The following is a 16323-nucleotide window of genomic DNA, read 5'->3' on the forward strand; positions in this document are numbered from 1 at the left end:
GAAAGATCTGTCCGGTCAAGCCGACCGGGTGCCCTGCCCCTGACGCGTCGGTAGTTCGGACCAGTGCGCCAGCAGGGCGACTGCCTCCTGGGTACGCGGATGGGCAGCCCCCTGGACCCGCCGCATGTCGGCGAGGACCTCGGTGAGGTCGACCACCGCCCCGGCCGGATCCCCGCCGTCGTGGCGCAGTTCGGCCAGCGGCTGGCGGATCCGCAGCATCCGGGGACGATCGAGGCCCATCACCTCGCCCACCACCGCACCGACCGCGGCCAACTCCTGTTCGGCCGCGGCGCCGGAGCGGCCACGCCAGTAGGCGAGGTTGGCCTGGAACGTCAGCGTGGTCGGATGCCGCGGCCCCAGGGCCGCCTGCGCGTCGGCGGCCGCGATGGTGAACTCGTGCACCGCCTCGGCGGGGCGGCCGGCCAGGGCACGCCAGTAGGCCAGGTTGTGCCGCGCCGACAGCGTTTCGTGATGCAGCCGTCCGACCGCCTCCGCCAACCCCGCCACCGCCTCGGCGTACGTCCGCACCGCGCCCTCGGCGTCGCCGGTCTCCCCCACCCACCGGCCGAGCTGCGACATGGCGATCAACGTGTCCAGGCGCGCCGGTCCCATCGATTCGGCGAGATCGGCGACTATCTCGGCGCAACCGGCACGTGCCGCGTCCGGGTCCCCCGACAGACCTCGGCACAGCGCGATGCTGCGGCGGGCGACCAGTACCGTCAGGTGCCGCGCCCCGAGCACGGCGGACGCGTCGTCGACCAGTATCACCAGATCGGCCAACGCGTCCATGACGGCGCCCAGATCCAGCCGCTGCCGCGCCTCGTTCAGGCGCATCTCGAAGGTGTCCGGGTGGTCGGCGCCGAGCAGCCGCCGGGCTTCGCGGCACACCTCGACCAGCTCCCCGTGCGCCTGCGCGAGTTCGCCCAGCTCACCGTCGGCGCAAGCCAGCTGCATCCGTAGGAACAGCACGTCGCGGTGCTGCTCGCCGAGGCACTCGCGGGCCTGCCGCAGCAGCGTCCCGACCGCCTCCCGGGCTGCGGCCGTCCGGCCCAGCCCCAGCAGGTACTCCCCGACGCGGCGCAGCACCGGGTGCATGCCGCCGCGCCACAGTTGCTCCCCGGCGGCGCGCCGTAGCGCGGCCACGCTGTCGAACAGGGCCGCCAGGCGGCCACCGCCATCGGCCGCCCATGCCTGCTCCAGCGCGTCGGCCGCGGCCTCGGCCAGTGCCGCCTGCTCCGGCACCGTCTCCAACACCGCCCGCTGTACCAGCGCGTGCGTGGCCACGGTCGCGCCGTCGTGGGTGACCAGGCTGAGCCGGTGCAAGGCCCGCAGCGCCGCCAACGCCTCGCGCGGCGTGCCGCCGACCCAGTCGCAGGCGGCGGCGGTCAGCACCACGTCCTGCGGCACCCCCTCCGGTGCCAGCACCGACACCAGTCCCAGCATCCGCTGCGCGGTGCCCGGCTTGGCCAGCACCGCCGCCCGCTGGGCGGCCAGTTGCCAGGTGCTCGCCACGGTCCGGTCGTGCCCATCGGCCCGAGACGACGACGGGAACAGATCGACCAGCCGCTCACGCCGGTCGTCCAGCAGCCGCCGGTATGCCGCCGCGCTGGTCCGGCTGTCGATCAGGAAGGCCGCGGCCTGCGACAACGCCAGTGGAAAGTGACCGAGAGCGGCGGCCAGGTCCGCCAGCTCGGCGTCGGTCGGAGCGCTCGGACCGGCGGGCACGGACAGGCGATCGCGCAGGTAGTCGACCGACTCGGCGGCGCTGAACATGCCGACCGGCACGACCCGGGCGTCGGGGCGCAGCACCTGGGCGTCGCGGCGACGGGTGGTGACGATGCTGCGGCCCTGGTCCCCGATCGCGTTCACGATCTCGGGCCTGCTGCTCCTGGGGGTGCTCGTGGCCTCGGCGGTCTACTTCTTCGGCCACGCCTTCGCGACGGTGGAGGAGGACGCCCCGTCCGACCCGTGGATCGGCATCAGCTTCTTCGCCGGGTTCATCTCGCTGTGCGCCGGGCCCGCGCTGCTGTGGCAGGGCAGCGTACACCGGGAGACCGCGCAGGTGTGGCGGAACAACTCGCGTTGAGCTCGGCCGCCGGCCGAATACGCGCGTTCCGGCATCGTTGCGGATGGTTTGCGGTGATCCTGGACGAAAGGCCGGATCACTCGGGAGGTTGCCATGGCTGAGCCCGCGCCGGCCGGGCGGTTCTCCCCTGCGCTGCGGCAGATCCTGGTGCCGCTGGCGCTGGCGCAATTCATCTGCAGCTTCGCCGGCTCCAACATGAACGTGATGATCAACGACATCAGCCAGGACCTGAACACCACGGTCCAGGGCGTCCAGATCGCCATCACCGTCTTCCTGCTGGTGATGGCCGCGCTCATGATCCCCGGCGGCAAGCTCACCGACAAGTACGGTCGCAAGCGCTGCTTCCTCGCCGGACTGATCCTCTATGGCATCGGCGCCCTGATGAGCGCCGCCTCACCCGGCTTGGGCGTGCTCATCCTCGGCAACTCGATCTTCGAGGGCGTCGGGACCGCCCTGCTGATCCCGCCGGTCTACATCCTGACCACGCTGGTGTTCACCGGCGTCGCCAACCGGGCCCGCGCCTTCGGCGCGATCAGCGCGCTGGGCGGCATCGGCGCCGCCGCGGGTCCGCTCATCGGCGGCCTGATCGCCTCGACGCTGGGCTGGCGCTGGGCGTTCGTGTTCCAGGCGCTCGTGATCGCCGCGATCGTGCTGCTCAGCCGCAAAATCAACGATCCGTTGCCGCCGGACCCGACCAGGCCGTTCGACACCAAGGGCGCCGTGCTGTCGGCGGCCGGTCTGGTCCTCATCGTGTCGGGCATCCTCGCCGCCGACAACAACCTGTGGGTCATGCTGGCCCTGATCGCCGCCGGAGTGCTGCTGCTCGCGCTGTTCTTCCGGTCGGTACGGGCCAAAGAACGCGCCGGGCAGGAGCCCCTGCTGTCGACCTCCCTGTTCCGCAACCGCACCTCCAACCTGGGCCTGGTCACCCAGAACGCCCAGTGGCTGGTGCTCACCGGCACGTCCTTCGTCGTGTCGGCCTTCCTCCAGGTCGTACGCGGCTACGACCCGATCCAGACCGGCATCATCTTCACCGCCACCACCGCGGGCCTGCTCGCCACGTCACTGGCCGCCGAACGCCTGGCCCGCAGGCACCCGCAGCGCAGGCTCATCCAGGCCGGGTTCGTGCTCACCGCCGTCGGCGTCGCCATCCTGCTCGCGCTGGTGACCGGGACGCCCAGCCCGTGGGCCTTCGCGCCGGGCCTGCTGCTCATCGGCCTCGGCCTGGGCCTGATGCTGACCCCCTCGGTCAACGTGGTGCAGTCCGCCTTCGCCGACAACCAGCAGGGCGAGATCTCCGGCCTGTCCCGCAGCGTCTCCAATCTCGGCTCGTCGCTGGGCACCGCGGTGGCGGGCACCATCCTCGTCGCCGGGATCACGGTGACCCCGGAGCGGTCGTACGGGCTGGCCATGGCCGTGCTCGGCCTGGTGGCGCTGATCGGGCTGTACGTGGCGAGCCACCTGCCGCGCACCCCGGCACCGCCCGCCGCCGACTGACGGCTCACTCCTTGCTGGCGCCCTCGGTCGCCCCGCGCACGAAGTAGCGCTGCAGCGCGAAGAAGATGACGGCCACCGGGATCGTGGCCAGCAGGGCCGCACCGAGCTTGAGCGGGTACTGCGTGCCCGCGCCCAGGGCACCGGTGACCAGGTTCGCCACCCCCCGGGGCAGCGTGTACAGCTGCGGGTTCTGCACCGCCACCAGGGTGTGCGGGAACTCGTTCCAGGAGCTCTGGAACGACAGGATCGTAAGCGTGATCAGGGCGGGCCGGGCCATCGGCAGCACCACCGACCAGAAGATGCGGAACGTGCCCGCCCCGTCGATCCGGGCCGCCTCCTCGATGCTCGGCGGCACGGTGCGGAAGAACTGGCGCATTATGAACACTCCCGCCGCGTCGGCGAGCACCGGCAGCACCAGCGCGGCGTACGTGTCGTAGATGCCCAGCCCGTTGAGGACCAGGAACTTCGGGATCAGCAGGACGACGCCGGGCACCGCCATCACCGCCACCAGCCCGGCGCTGATCGCCCCGCGACCGCGGAAGCTCAACCGGGCCAGGGCGTATCCGGCCAGCGAGTCCAGGAACACCCGACCCGCGGTGACCAGCAGAGTGACCAGGACGGAGTTGGCCAGCCAGAGCGGGAACTCGGTGCTGTCGAAGATCTTCGCGAACGCCTCGGTGGTGAACGGGTCGGGGATGGGCGACAGCGGGTGGGCGGCGGCGTCCGGCTCGGTCTTGAACGAGTTCGCGGTCTGGATGACGAACGGGTACACGAAGACCAGCGAGAAGAAGCCCAGCAGGAGGTAGCTGAACACGGCGCGGAGCACGGCGCGCGCACCGGCGGCACGGCTCACGACGACTCGTCCCGGTCACGCATGATCCAGTGCTGCACCAGCGTCATCGCCACGATGATCAGGAACAGGACGAACGAGACGGCGGCGCCGGAGCCGTACTCGAAGTCGCGGAACGCGGTGCGGTAGGACAGAAACGCCGGGGTGAGCGTGGTGCCCGCCGGGTTGCCCTGGCTCATCACGTAGATCTGGTCGAAGACCTGCCAGGTGCCGATCAGGCCCAGCGTGACCACCAGGAAGGTGGCCGGTTTCAGCATCGGCAGGGTCACGTGCACCAGCCGCTGCCAGGCGTTCGCGCCGTCGACCAGGCTCGCCTCCTCGACCTGGACCGGGATGTCCTGCAACGCGGCGATGTAGATCAGCATGAAGGTGCCGCTGGTGGTCCAGACGGCGAGCGCGATGATGGTGGTCATCGCCACGCTGGGCCCGGACAGCCACTCCCACCAGGACAGCCCGAACGGGCCGGACGAGGTGAGCGCCTGCGGCGGGTGCGCCAGGTCGACCAGGCCGAGGCCGCCCAGGGTCAGGTGCAGCAGCCCGCGCGGATCGGTGAACCAGGCCGGGCCGTTGATCCCGAGGTATGCCAGCAGCGCGTTGACCGCGCCCGAGTTGGCGAACAGGAACAGGAACACCACGCTGATCGCCACGGAGCTGGTGACCGACGGGAAGTAGAAGGCGGTCCGGAAGAACGACCTGCCCCGCAGCCCACGCCGGTTGACCGCCAGCGCCAGGGCCAGCGCGAGCACGGTCTGGGCCGGCACGGCGGCCGCCACGTAGTACAGGTTGTTGCGGATGCTGACCATGAAGTTCTCGCGCGCCAGCCCCTCCTGTGTGAACAGGTCGGTGTAGTTGGACAGGCCGACGAACGGCACCCCGGGCGCGAACGGGCTGCCCTGTCCGTTCCAGCCGGTGAGGCTCACCCAGAGCGCCATGACGATCGGCAACACCAGGAACAGGCCCAGGATGGCCAGAACCGGTGCGGTGAACAGCCAGCCCGCGGCGGCTTCGTTGGCCCTGGTGCCGCTGCGGCGGCGTGCGGTGCGCATGTCAGCCCGGGAGGACGGCGGTGAGGTTGCGCTGGAGACGGGCCAGCATCGCCGCGGGGCTGGCGGCCGCGAGGTCCTGCAACCGGCTGTCGAAGTCGGCCAGCACCCGGCTGACCCTGGGGGCGTTGACCGGGCCGCGGGCGTGGTCGGCCCCGGCCAGGAAGGCGGCATCGGCCGGGAAGCGCCGCAGGTAACGGTCGCGGGCGCTGCGCAGCGAGGGCATCACGCCGTACGCGTCGGCGAAGGCGAGCTGCTGGTCGGCGGCGGTCATCGCCTCGACGAAGGAGACCGCCTGGGCCTTGAACCGGCTGCGGGCGGCGATGCCCCAGCAGGTGGTCGACAGCAGCGTGCCCGGTCCGGCGGGTCCGACCGGCAGCTCGTGCACGGTGTACTCGACGCCGGGATAGTCCTTGGCCAGGGCGCCCTTGATCCAGTTGCCCTCGACGGTCATCGCGGCCACGCCGCGACCGAAGGCCTCGCCCGCCCAGCCCGCGTCGACCTGCTTGGGGTAGTCGGCCAGCCCGGAGCGCAGCAGGTCCTGGACGTACCGCAGCGCCCGCAGGTTCTGCGGACTGTCCGCGATGGCCCGCCTGCCGTCGGGGCTGACCAGCCAGCCGCCGGACTGGACCATGAACGCGCCGATGCGGTCGAAGGCGTCGCCGAGCACCAGCGGGGTGAACCCCGCCGCGCGCAGCCGGACGGCGGTCGCGCGCAGCCCGTCCCAGTCACGCGGCACGTCCGCCTCGGTCAGTCCGGCCTGCCGCCACAGCCCTTCGTTGATCTCCAGGGCGAGGGTGGCGAAGTCCTTCGGGGCGCAGTAGAACCTGCCGTCGCGAGTGAAGGCGCTGCGCAGGCTGTCATAGAAGTCCGCCGCCCGCGGCAGGTGTTCGGCGTACGGCTCCAGCGCGCCGAGTCCGGCGTAGTCGGCGAAGCGGGCCGCATCGACGTAGAACACGTCCGGCGGCGAGCCCCCGGCGAACGCCTGGCCGAGCTGCTGCTGCAGGTCCTGGGCGGGGATGACCTCGGCGGTGTTGCCCGTGGCGGTGGCCCACGCCGCCGCGGCGTCGGTGACCGCCTTCGTCTCGGCCGAGCCCGAGGATGCGATGAGGACCCGCAGCCGCGCCGGGCCGGTCTGCTGCGCCACGGGCCCACCTCCGAAGCCGCCGCCGCAGGCCGCGAGCGAAAGCAACGCGCCGCAGGCCGCGACCCACCGGGCCCGGCGCCGTTTCGCCGATCTCAAGACGGTTGCGCACCTCCGCTGTTGATATAGCACGTTTGGTGCCGCTATGGAGGGTGACACCGACACGCCACCCGGCCCGATCCGTTTCCCGGGCATGCGAGCGGGTATCCGCAGGAGCGAAACCAACGCTCGCAATCAGCAAAGGAGGCCGCCATGGGTATCGGCGCCAGCATCTTCCTGATCGTCATCGGCGCGATCTTCGCGTTCGCCCTGGACTTCCACATCGGCGGCGTCGACATCGACGTCGTCGGCTGGATTCTCATGATCGGCGGTGCGCTGGGTCTCATCTTCACCGCGTTCATCTGGGGTCCCCGCCGCAGCCGCACCGTGGTCAGCCGCGACCCCGTCGTCACCCGCGACCCGGTCGTCACGCGCGACGCGGCGGACTACCGGGTCGAGGAGCGCACCGAGATCTGATTCGTATCCGGCCGGCATGCCGCCGCGCCCGATGGGCGCGGCGGCTGCTCCTACGGCGTGTCGGAGTTAGTCCGCATTGGTGGTGTTTCATCATCATTTGATGCTCGCACCGGTCCGCACGCCAGCACTGCACCCCGACAGCCGCCGCATCATCGCCGCTCGCGCGCTGCGCACCTTCGGCTTCGGCTGCACCAGCGTGCTGCTGGCCGCCCGGCTCACCGCCGACAGCTTCTCCCCCACCCAGATCGGCGTGCTCATCGCCGTCGCGTGCGCGGGCAGCGTCACCGGCACCGTCGTCATGGCCACCTGCGCCGACCGCTGCGGCCGCCGCGCCAGCCTGCTCGTCAGTGCCCTGCTCATGGCCGCCGCCGGTGCCGTCTTCGCCACCTGCCACAGCTACCCGCTACTGCTCGTGGCGGCGTTCGTCGGCACGGTGTCACCCTCCACCAACGACAACACCCCGTTCAGCGGCGTCGAGCAGGCCGTGCTCGCGCACAGCACCCCCGCCGACGGTCACACCCGCGTGTTCACCTGGTACAACGTCACCGCCCAGCTTGCCGGCGCACTCGGTGGCCTGGGCGCGGCCGGACTCGCCTCCGTCGACACCGCCCACGCCGGACAGCACGCGTTCACCCTGTACGCGGTGCTCGCCCTCGCCGTCGGCCTGCTCGTCGCCCGCATGTCCCCGCAGGCCGAGGCGCCCGCCCGCCGCCACGGCACCCGCCCCGTCACCGAGGGCGTCCCGGCACGGGCCCGCACCCTGGCCGCCCTGTTCGGACTCGACGCGTTCGCGGGCGGACTCGTCGTGCAGGCGCTGCTCGCCTGGTGGCTGCACGAGCGGTACGGCGTCGCCCTCAGCGGCCTGGGCCTGCTGTTCTTCGCCATGAACCTGGCCGCCGCGCTGGCCCAGCTCGCCGCCCCTGCCCTGGCCGCCCGGCGTGGCCTGCTGCCCGCGATGCTGTGGCCACACGCGGTGTCCAACCTGCTGCTGCTGTCCGTCGCGTTCGCGCCGACCTATGCGGCCGCGGCCGCGCTGCTGATCAGCCGGTGCGCCCTGTCGAAGATCGACGTACCGGCCCGGCAGGCGTTCACCGCCGCGATCGTCGCCCCCTCGCAGCGCACCGCCACCGCCAGCCTCACCAGCGCGGCGCGCAGCATCGCGGTGACCACCAGTCCGCTGGCCGCCACCGCGCTGACCATCCCGCCGCCGGCCGCGGTCGCCACCCCGCTGATCGCCGCGGCGGTACTGGGGTTGGCCTACGACGCGCTGCTGCTGCGCGCCTTCGGCCACGATCCGTCCGGGCGCCCGGCACCTGCCAAACCGGCCCGCCGTCCCAGCCCGCGCCCCACCGGCGACCTCGCCGACCGGGTGCCGACCCGTCGCTAACCCAGCTGCGTCAACCAGGCCCGCGCGACGTCCCCGAACTCGGCCAGCGCCACGGCTGTGGCACCCAGCAGCAGCGCACACCAGCCGACCACCCCGGCCACCGCCCACAGCCTGCTCTGCCGACACGGTTGCTGCAGGGCTCGCACCCGGGCCACCGCACCCGATCCGTGCAGTGCCATCGCCGGTTCCAGCCGCCGTACGCCGCCCGCCAGCGACGCCTTCGCCACAGCCCGCGCCACCAGGTGCCGATCGCCCACCTGTATCGCGGCGTCCTCGTCGGCCCACCGCTCCGTCGCATGCGCCACCTGCGCCGACAGCGGTTTCAGCAGCGGACTCAACGCCGCCGACCAGACCGCGACGGCGACCCAGTGGTGATGACGGCGACGCAGGTGCGACTGCTCATGGGCGAACAGCACCCGGCGCTCCTGTGCGTCCAGCAGCCGCAGCATCCCCGAGGTCACCAGCAGGTGCCCCGAGCGGCCGGGGCGGCCAGGCACCGCGACCGCGAACGGCTCCGTCCAGTCCGCCACCACCAGGCCACCGTTCGGCCGCCCGGCTCCACGCAGCTCGCGCAGCACCCGGCGGCGGCGCACCACCTCGCGCACCAGGCGGGCCAACCCGACCGCCAGCGCCGCGGCGGCGGCCAGGGCCACCACGTCCGGAACCGGTTTCGGCAGGCCGAGGTCGGGGCGGCGGTCGAACGCCGACAGCGGCGGCAGGTCATCGCAGAAGGTCAACGCCAGCAGCGCCAGGCAGCACACCCACGTCCCGGCGGCGGCCGCCGCGGCCGCCGCCGCGGTACGCACCGCCGTCGCCGGTGACACCCGGGTGGCGGTCCAGCGCACCAGCCAGGGCACCATGCCCGACAGCAGCAGGGGCAGGTACACCCAGGTCCTCACGGCCGCTCCACCTGCGTACGCAGCAGCTCGCGCAGCAGCCTCGCCTCCTCGCTGTCCAGCGACTCGGCGAAACGGCGCAGCACCAGCGCCGGGTCGCCGGAGGCGTCCAACGTGGCGCGCAACCGCGCCGCCGCCGACGCCGCCTCGTCCAGCACCGGCTGGTACGCGTGCGCCCGCCCCACCTGCGTCCGCGACACCAGCCGCTTGTCGGCCAGCCGGGTCAAAATCGTCTGCACCGTGTTGTACGCCAGCCCCGGCTCGAGCCGCGCCTGTACCTGCGCCGGGGTCATCGGCCCCCCGGCCGCCCAGAGCACGGCCATCACCTCGGCCTCCAGCTCGCCGGCGGCACGCTTGCGCCCGTCGGTGTCCGTCATGGGTGCACGATAGCCAGCCCTGCCGCCGCGTCCGGACATCCCCGTGGGCGTGGGCGCGCCGCCGCGTTAGGTTCATGACCATGACCCACTACGAGCTGGTGGACGCGGCGGGGGTGCGGCTGGCGTACCGGGCCTGGGGCGAGCCGGGCGCGGTGCCGCTGGTGCTGCTGCACGGCATCGGCGGTGGCGGCCCCGGCGACTGGGACACCGTCGCGGCGGGCCTGTCCGACCGCTTCCGGGTGTACGCCGTCGACCAGCGCGGCCACGGCCGCAGCGACCGCGCCGACGCGTACTCGATCGACCTGCTCGTGGCCGACCTGGCCCAACTGCTCGACGCGCTCGGACTGGACCGGATCGTCCTGGTCGGGCACTCGCTCGGCGGCGTGGTGGCGTACCTGTTCGCCGCCCGGCACCCGCACCGGCTGCGCGCCCTGGTGGTCGAGGACGCGGGACTGATGTACCCGCGCACCCCCGTCCCGCCGCAGCGCCCCGACGGCGAGCTGCCGTTCGACTGGAACGCGGTGCTCGCGCTGCGCGGACAGATCGACGCCCCCGACCCGGGCTGGCGCGACGAGGCCCGCACCATCGGGGTGCCGACGCTGCTGGTCGCGGGCGGGCCGACCAGCCACGTACGCCAGGAGACGATCACCGAGTTGGCGGGCGCGCTGCCACAGGGCAGGCTGTGCACCATCGAGGCCGGGCATCTGGTGCACGGGCAGCAGCCGCGGCGGTTCCTCGGCGCGGTACGCGGGTTCCTGGACGACGTCGCGCCGTAGTCACCGGACGCGGCGGCGCTGCCCCTGCCGCAGGGCGATCGGGGGCACGAACTCGCCGATCAGGGTGCGCTGCCAGCGCCGGCCGGTCTCGCGGTGCTGGGCCCGGGTGGTGAAGCGGTAGCGGTAGAGCAGGGCGCGTACGAAGACAGGCGGTTTGTCGGGGAACGGGTCGGTGCGCAGCAGCCGCAGCGTCGGCCGGTCGCCGTCGAGCAGCTTGTGCAGCAGCGGCAGCAGCCACGGCTCGGCATAGGCGGGCGACAGCGCGGCGAACCACATCAGCCAGTCCAGCCGCAGGTGGTAGGGCGCCACCTGCGGTGGCAGGCGGCGCAGGTCGCCGGGTTTGCCCTTGAAGCCGTACTCGCGCCACACGGTGTCCGGGGTGAGCTCGGTCGCGTCGGTGCCCTCGAGGACGATCTCGCGGCGCACCCGGGTGACGCTGCCGAACGCGCCGTACGTGTTGACCAGGTGCAGCCGGTCGAAGCTGGCGTTCATCACCTGCCGCCGCGACAGCAGGTTGCGCGCCGGACGATAGCTCAGCACCAGCACCAGCGCGGTCACCGCCAGCACCGCCACCGCGTACCAGGTGGGGGCGGTCGCGGTCGGGCCGGTGCCCAGTGCTCCGGACAGGTCCAGGGCCGAGGCGGCCAGGATGATCGCCATCCAGTTCAGCCAGGAGAAGTTGCCGGAGGCGACCAGCCACAGCTGGGTGACGATGATGCAGCCCGCCGCGACGGTGGCGACGGGCTGCGGCAGGAACAGGCCGAACGGGACGACGAGCTGGACCACGTGGTTGGCGGCCGCTTCCACCTTGTGCAGCGGCCTGGGCAGCAGGTGGAACAGGCGGCTGAGCGGGCCGGGCATCGGTTGGGTCTCGTGGTGGTAGTACAGGCAGGTCAGGTCGCGCCAGCACCGGTCGCCGCGCATCTTGATCAGGCCGGCGCCGAACTCCAGCCGGAACAGCAGCCAGCGCAGCAGCCACAGCATCAGCAGCGGTGGCCCGACCCGCGCGTTGCCCAGGAACACGGCCAGGAACCCGGCCTCCAGCAGCAGGCTCTCCCAGCCGAACGAGTACCACAGCTGGCCGACGTTGACGATGGACAGGTACAGCGCCCACAGCAGCAGCCACAGCGCCATCGCCGCCCATACCGGAACCAGGTCGCCGACGCCGACCAGCAGCGCCGCCGACACCGCCGTCCCGGTCCAGGCGACCACCGCGAGCAGCCGGTCGGAGTAGCGCCAGTGGAACAGGCTCGGCGAACGCCGGAACGGCGTGTAGGCCAGGTAGTCCGGCACCGGCGTCAGGCCCCGTTCGCCCAGCAGGGGCCGGAACTGGTTCACCACCACCAGGAACGCGCACAGGTAGATCCCGGCCAGGCCGCGCTGGAACAGCAACCTGCCCCACCAGTACTCCGGCGCGGTGAACCAGTCCACGGTCATGGCCCGTCGAGGTCGATGCCGAAGACGCGGCGCAGGGCGGTCCGGGCCGCGTGGTAACCGCACATGCCGTGCACGCCCGGACCGGGCGGGGTCGCCGCCGAGCACAGGAACACGGCCGGGTCCGGGGTCGCGTACGGAACCGGTGCCGCGCTCGGACGCAGCAGCAATCTCAGCCCGTCGGCCCGCCCGTTGGCGATGTCGCCGCCGAGGTTGTTCGGGTTGCGCCGCGCGACCTCGGCGGTTCCTGCCACCGCGCGAGCCAGCACAAGATCACGGAACCCTGGCGCGAACCGCTCCAGCTGCGCCTCGATCGGCCCGGTGAGGTCGCCGGTCCAGCCGTTGGGCACGTGCGCGTACACCCAGAGCACGTGCTGCCCGGCCGGGGCCCGGGTCGGGTCGACCAGGCTCGGCTGGGCCGCGATCAGGTAGGGCCGCTCGGGGGCACGGCCGTCGCGCACCGCGCGCAGGGACGCGGCGATGTCGGCGTACGAGGGCCCGACATGGACCGTGCCCGCCCTCCGGGCCGCATCGGCCGTCCACGGAACCGGTCCCGCCAACGCGTAGTCAATCTTGAAGACCCCGGGACCGGGCTGGTAGCGGCGCATCCGCGACGCGAACCGCGGCGGCAGCCGGTCCCCCGCCAGCTCGGCCAGCGCGCGCGGCGACACGTCGAGCAGGTACGCCCGCGCCGACGGCAGCTCGTCCAGGCTGCGCACCAGGTGTCCGGTGTACACCTTGCCGCCCAGCACCTGCAGGTAGCCCGACAGCGCCTCGGACAACCGCTGTGACCCGCCTTGCGGCACCGGCCAGCTGAACCGGTGCGCGGCCAGCGCGAACAGCAGCGCCACCCCGCCGGTCGCGGGCGAGGTCAGCGGGGCCATGACGTGCGCGCCCAGCCCGGCCAGCAGCGCCCTGGCCCGCGGCCCCCTGAACCGGCGTGCCAGCAGCGCGACGGGCAGCGCCGCCCGCGTGCCGAACCGCGCCAGCAGCAGCGGGTGCCGGGGCAGCCCGTCCAGCGGGGCGCGCAGCACGTCCGGGGCGAGCTCGTCCCAGCGGCCCAGGAACGGCGCGACCAGGCGTCGGTACGGCTGCGCGTCGGCGCCGAGCGAGGCGGCGGTGCGCGCCACGGACCGGTCCAGCACCGCCGCCGTCCCGTCCGGGAACGGGTGCGCCAACGCCACCTCGGGTTCCAACCAGGTCAGGCCGTAGTCGTGCAGCGGCCACGAGCGCAGCACCGGCGAACTCACGCCCAGCGGGTGCACCGCCGAGCACGGGTCGTGCCGGAAGCCGGGCAGGGTCAGCCACTCCGTGCGCGCCCCGCCGCCGACGGTGTCAGCCGCCTCGTACGCGGCCACGCGCAGCCCGGCGCGGGCCAGGGTGACCGCGGCGGCCAGGCCGTTCGGGCCGGTGCCGACCACCACGGCGTCGAGTTCGGTGCCGGTCATCGCGCCTCCGCCCCTCCCGTACCCGGCGAGCCGGTTCGGCACACCTGCGCCCGGTCAGGCACCCGGGCGCAGCAGGTGGTGCAGCTGCGCCCGCGAGCGCACCCCGGTCCGCCGGTACAGCCGGGTCAGCGTCGCCTCGACCGTCTTCACGCTCAGGAACAGCGTCGCCCCGATCTCCCGGTTGGACGCGCCCCCGGTCGCCAGCGCCACGATGCGCGCCTCGGTCTCGGTCAGCTCCGGCGGCCCGTCGCCGGTCTCGGCCCGCCGCCCCTGGTCACGGTCGCGCGCCAGGGCGGCCCAGCCGGGCGACGCGGCCGCGTGGAACGTCTCCTCCGCCAGGTGCAGCGCCTCGCGGGCCGCGGCGTGGCGTCGGCGCCGACGCTCGGCCCCGGCCAGCGCCAGCAGGCTGCGCCCGCGCTCGATCGGCATGCCCAGCAGCGCGAACCGGTCCTGGGACCGGCGCAGCAGCGCCACCGCGTGAGCGCCGTCGCCCGCCGCGCACCGCAGCAGCCCCTCGGCCCGGTCCAGCGCCGCGGTCACTCCGGTCCGGCGGAGCTCGCCCGCCACCGCCCGGGTCTGCGCGATCAGCAGCTGCGCCGCGTCGAGTTCGCCGGTGCCGGTCAGCGCCTCGGCGAGATCGCCGTGCCAACGCAGCAGCGACGGGTCGCGCACCTCCTGGCGCTGGTCCAGCTCCCGCACCTGCCGCAGCGCGCGGGTCGCGGCGGTGGTGTCCCGGCAGGCCAGCTCGATCTGGCCCACGGCGTGCCAGGCCCGTGCCAGGTAGACCTGGTCGTGCTCCTGCGCGGACGCGGCCACCGCCCGCTCGGCGTACGTCCGGGCCCGCTGCGCGGTCCCACCGGCCAGCTCCGCCAGCGCGGCCGTGTAGCAGGAGGGGCCCGGTGACAGCCCGGCCCGTTCGCTGAGCCGCAGCGCGCGCAGCGCCCGACCCAGCGCCGACTGGCCGCGCCCGAGCCGGATCTCGACCTCGGCCAGCGAGCGCAGCAGGTCGACCAGGTCCTCGGCGTTGCCGGACGCCTCGGCGACCGGCAACATCGCCAGCAGCCCGGCGCGGGCCTGGCCGAGGCGGTCGTCGAAGAACGCATGCCGCAGCGCCAGATACCGCGCCGAGTTGTGCAGCCCGTACGCGGGCGGGGTGTCCGGCAGGTCCAGGGCGCGGGCGAGGGTGGCTTCGGCCTCGGGTTCGCCGAGGATGCGCTGCATCCGGGCCAGCATGGTCAGGGCCAGCGCCTCGGTCGGGCCGTCGTCGGCCAGGCGCGCGTGCCGGGCGGCGGCCCGCGCCTGGCCGGCGGCCCGGCGCGGCGAGCCTTCGCTGAGGTTGGCCCGCCAGGCCAGGCGCAGCCGCACCGCGGCGACGAGCGCGTGGTCGCCGTCGGCCTCGGCCAGCGCGCGGGCGAGCAGGTCGTCGAGTCCGTCCAGGGCCTGACCCGCGGCGTCGGCCATGGCCACCCGGGCCCGAGCGCGGTCGGCCGGAGCCGCGGGCGCCTCGTCGAGCAGGCTGACCGCGGCGCGGACCAGGTCGGTGCGTCCCGCCGCCCCGGCGGCACGGGCGGCGTCGGTCAGCCACGTGGCGATGCGGTCGGCCGGGATGTCGGCGGTCGCCAGGGACACCGCACGCAGCGCCAGTTCGGCGGCGCGGGCCGGGCGGCCCTGCGTGTGCGCGAGCACCGCCGCGTGGGCGAGCTCATGGGCCAGCGCGGCGTCGGGGACGCGGCAGACCGCGCTGGTGTGCCACAGGCGACCGCCGTCGTCGCGGGCGGCCGCGGCCAGCGCCCGGTGGCAGTCGGCCAGCTGCGCGGAGTCGGCGTCGTGCTCGAGCACCGCGGCCAGCACGCCCGCGCGCAACCCGATCCGGCCGTCGGCGGCGGTCGTAGCCAGTCCGGCGGCCTCGGCGGCGGCCAGGTCGCGCGCCGCGCCGACGCGTCCGGCCCGGCGCAGCAGCTTCGCCGTGGGCCGCTCGGCCAGTACGGCCAGCAGCAGCGTGCCCCGCGAGCCCGGGTCCAGCGCGGCGAGCTGGGCACGGGCGACGGCCAGCACGGCCGGGGTGAGGGTGGTGTCGAAGGCGGACGGTTCGGCCTCGGCGGTGGCGGCGCCCACGGCCAGCAGCAGCCCCGGGTTCCCGCCCGCCGCGGCGTGGATCTTCGCGGCCGGGCCGGCGGGCAGCCCATGCCGCTGGAGCAGCCGTACGGCGTCGGGCAGGTCCAGCGGTGGCAGGGGCAGCTCGGTCGTGCCCGGCAGCGGCGGCTGCCCGGCCCGTGCGGTGGCCAGCACGCCGAGCGCGCCGCCGCCTCGGCGTACCAGATAGGTCAGCACGTCGCGGCTCGGCTCGTCGAGCCAGTGCGCGTCGTCCACGACGAGCAGCCCCGTTCGGAGCAGTCCGAGCAAGGCCAGCCGCAGCGCGATCGGATCGGGTTCGCCCGCCCGCCGGGTGAGCACGGCGTCGACAGCGGCCCGCTGCGGTGCGGGCAGCGCGTCCAGGCGGCTCTGCGTGTCCAGACGCAGCAGCAGGTCGGCCAGGGCGCAGTACGGCACGTGCCGGTCGGCCTCGGTCGGGTGCAGCAGCCAGTGCGGCTGCGTATCGCCGATCGCGGCCAGGACCACGGCGCTGCGGCCGGACCCGGCCGGACCGGTGACGGTGACGCGGCCACCGTCGGCGAGCCGACGCCGCAGGTCCGCGAGCAGCGTCGCGCGACCGACTAGTGCGACCTCCGCCATAGCTCCTCGCGCTTCCGGCGCCCCCGCGCATCGGGACCGGCCCGGCGGCCGGGCGGGGACGGTCCGACCCTACGGCCTGGCCCGCGTGCGCAGAACCCGTCGGCCCCGCGAGCGCGGATGGGCAAGGGAAAACCCT

The 16323-nt window shown here is 73.9% G+C and carries 14 protein-coding genes; 5 read left to right on the forward strand and 9 right to left on the reverse strand.

Going from position 1 to position 16323, the window contains the following annotated elements:
- Positions 1-15: 15 nt before the first annotated feature.
- The gene (locus KUA19_RS26470) at positions 16-1869 is read right to left on the reverse strand and encodes a tetratricopeptide repeat protein (protein ID WP_217400137.1); all 1854 of its coding nucleotides are present in this window, start codon (positions 1867-1869) and stop codon (positions 16-18) included.
- On the opposite strand from KUA19_RS26470, the gene KUA19_RS26475 reads away from it, so the two are divergent.
- Together KUA19_RS26475 and KUA19_RS26480 are read left to right on the forward strand one after the other, a co-directional pair.
- Positions 1838-2086 carry a hypothetical protein gene (locus KUA19_RS26475; protein ID WP_217400140.1) on the forward strand — a complete coding sequence of 83 codons (249 nt, stop codon included), beginning with the start codon at positions 1838-1840 and terminating at the stop codon, positions 2084-2086. The genes KUA19_RS26470 and KUA19_RS26475 overlap by 32 nt on opposite strands.
- Positions 2087-2179: 93 nt before the next feature.
- Entirely contained in the window at positions 2180-3583 is a 1404-nt protein-coding gene (locus KUA19_RS26480; RefSeq protein ID WP_217400142.1) for an MFS transporter, read from the forward strand.
- A gap of 4 nt (positions 3584-3587) precedes the next feature.
- On the opposite strand, the gene KUA19_RS26485 is transcribed toward KUA19_RS26480, so the two are convergent.
- The 3 genes from KUA19_RS26485 to KUA19_RS26495 are packed head-to-tail and all read right to left on the reverse strand — an operon-like array spanning position 3588 to position 6623.
- Entirely contained in the window at positions 3588-4436 is an 849-nt protein-coding gene (locus KUA19_RS26485) for a carbohydrate ABC transporter permease (RefSeq protein WP_308167659.1), read from the reverse strand.
- A complete protein-coding gene (locus tag KUA19_RS26490) occupies positions 4433-5479 on the reverse strand; it encodes a carbohydrate ABC transporter permease (RefSeq protein WP_217400145.1) in 1047 nt (348 codons plus the stop codon). The genes KUA19_RS26485 and KUA19_RS26490 overlap by 4 nt, the downstream gene beginning before the upstream one ends.
- A gap of 1 nt (position 5480) precedes the next feature.
- Positions 5481-6623 (reverse strand): extracellular solute-binding protein, encoded by a 1143-nt coding sequence (locus KUA19_RS26495; protein WP_308167660.1) that lies wholly within the window; start codon positions 6621-6623, stop codon positions 5481-5483.
- A gap of 249 nt (positions 6624-6872) precedes the next feature.
- On the opposite strand from KUA19_RS26495, the gene KUA19_RS26500 reads away from it, so the two are divergent.
- The gene (locus KUA19_RS26500) at positions 6873-7136 is read left to right on the forward strand and encodes a DUF6458 family protein (RefSeq protein ID WP_217400150.1); all 264 of its coding nucleotides are present in this window, start codon (positions 6873-6875) and stop codon (positions 7134-7136) included.
- A 100-nt stretch (positions 7137-7236) separates the two neighbouring features.
- Positions 7237-8523 carry an MFS transporter gene (locus KUA19_RS26505; protein WP_217400153.1) on the forward strand — a complete coding sequence of 429 codons (1287 nt, stop codon included), beginning with the start codon at positions 7237-7239 and terminating at the stop codon, positions 8521-8523.
- Here KUA19_RS26505 and KUA19_RS26510 read toward each other — a convergent pair.
- A complete protein-coding gene (locus KUA19_RS26510) occupies positions 8520-9422 on the reverse strand; it encodes a M56 family metallopeptidase (RefSeq protein ID WP_217400156.1) in 903 nt (300 codons plus the stop codon). The genes KUA19_RS26505 and KUA19_RS26510 overlap by 4 nt on opposite strands.
- A complete protein-coding gene (locus KUA19_RS26515; RefSeq protein WP_217400159.1) occupies positions 9419-9796 on the reverse strand; it encodes a BlaI/MecI/CopY family transcriptional regulator in 378 nt (125 codons plus the stop codon). Before KUA19_RS26515 ends, KUA19_RS26510 begins: the two co-directional genes overlap by 4 nt.
- Positions 9797-9876: 80 nt before the next feature.
- Between KUA19_RS26515 and KUA19_RS26520 the strand changes: the two genes are divergently transcribed.
- Entirely contained in the window at positions 9877-10572 is a 696-nt protein-coding gene (locus tag KUA19_RS26520; RefSeq protein WP_217400162.1) for an alpha/beta fold hydrolase, read from the forward strand.
- Here the strand turns inward: KUA19_RS26520 and KUA19_RS26525 are convergent, their stop codons facing one another.
- Genes KUA19_RS26525 through KUA19_RS26535 form a run of 3 tightly spaced genes read right to left on the reverse strand, consistent with a single transcriptional unit; the run spans position 10573 to position 16187 of the window.
- Positions 10573-12009, reverse strand: coding sequence for a lipase maturation factor family protein (locus KUA19_RS26525; RefSeq protein WP_217400165.1), 1437 nt, complete (start codon positions 12007-12009; stop codon positions 10573-10575).
- Positions 12006-13454, reverse strand: a complete 1449-nt coding sequence (locus KUA19_RS26530) for a phytoene desaturase family protein (RefSeq protein WP_217400169.1) — start codon at positions 13452-13454, stop codon at positions 12006-12008. Before KUA19_RS26530 ends, KUA19_RS26525 begins: the two co-directional genes overlap by 4 nt.
- A 54-nt stretch (positions 13455-13508) precedes the next feature.
- Complete coding sequence (locus KUA19_RS26535) at positions 13509-16187, reverse strand: AAA family ATPase (protein ID WP_217400171.1); 2679 nt, start codon at positions 16185-16187, stop codon at positions 13509-13511.
- Positions 16188-16323: the final 136 nt, after the last annotated feature.

Origin of the sequence: Catellatospora tritici (assembly GCF_019083965.1) — a bacterium.
Lineage (GTDB): Bacteria > Actinomycetota > Actinomycetes > Mycobacteriales > Micromonosporaceae > Catellatospora > Catellatospora tritici.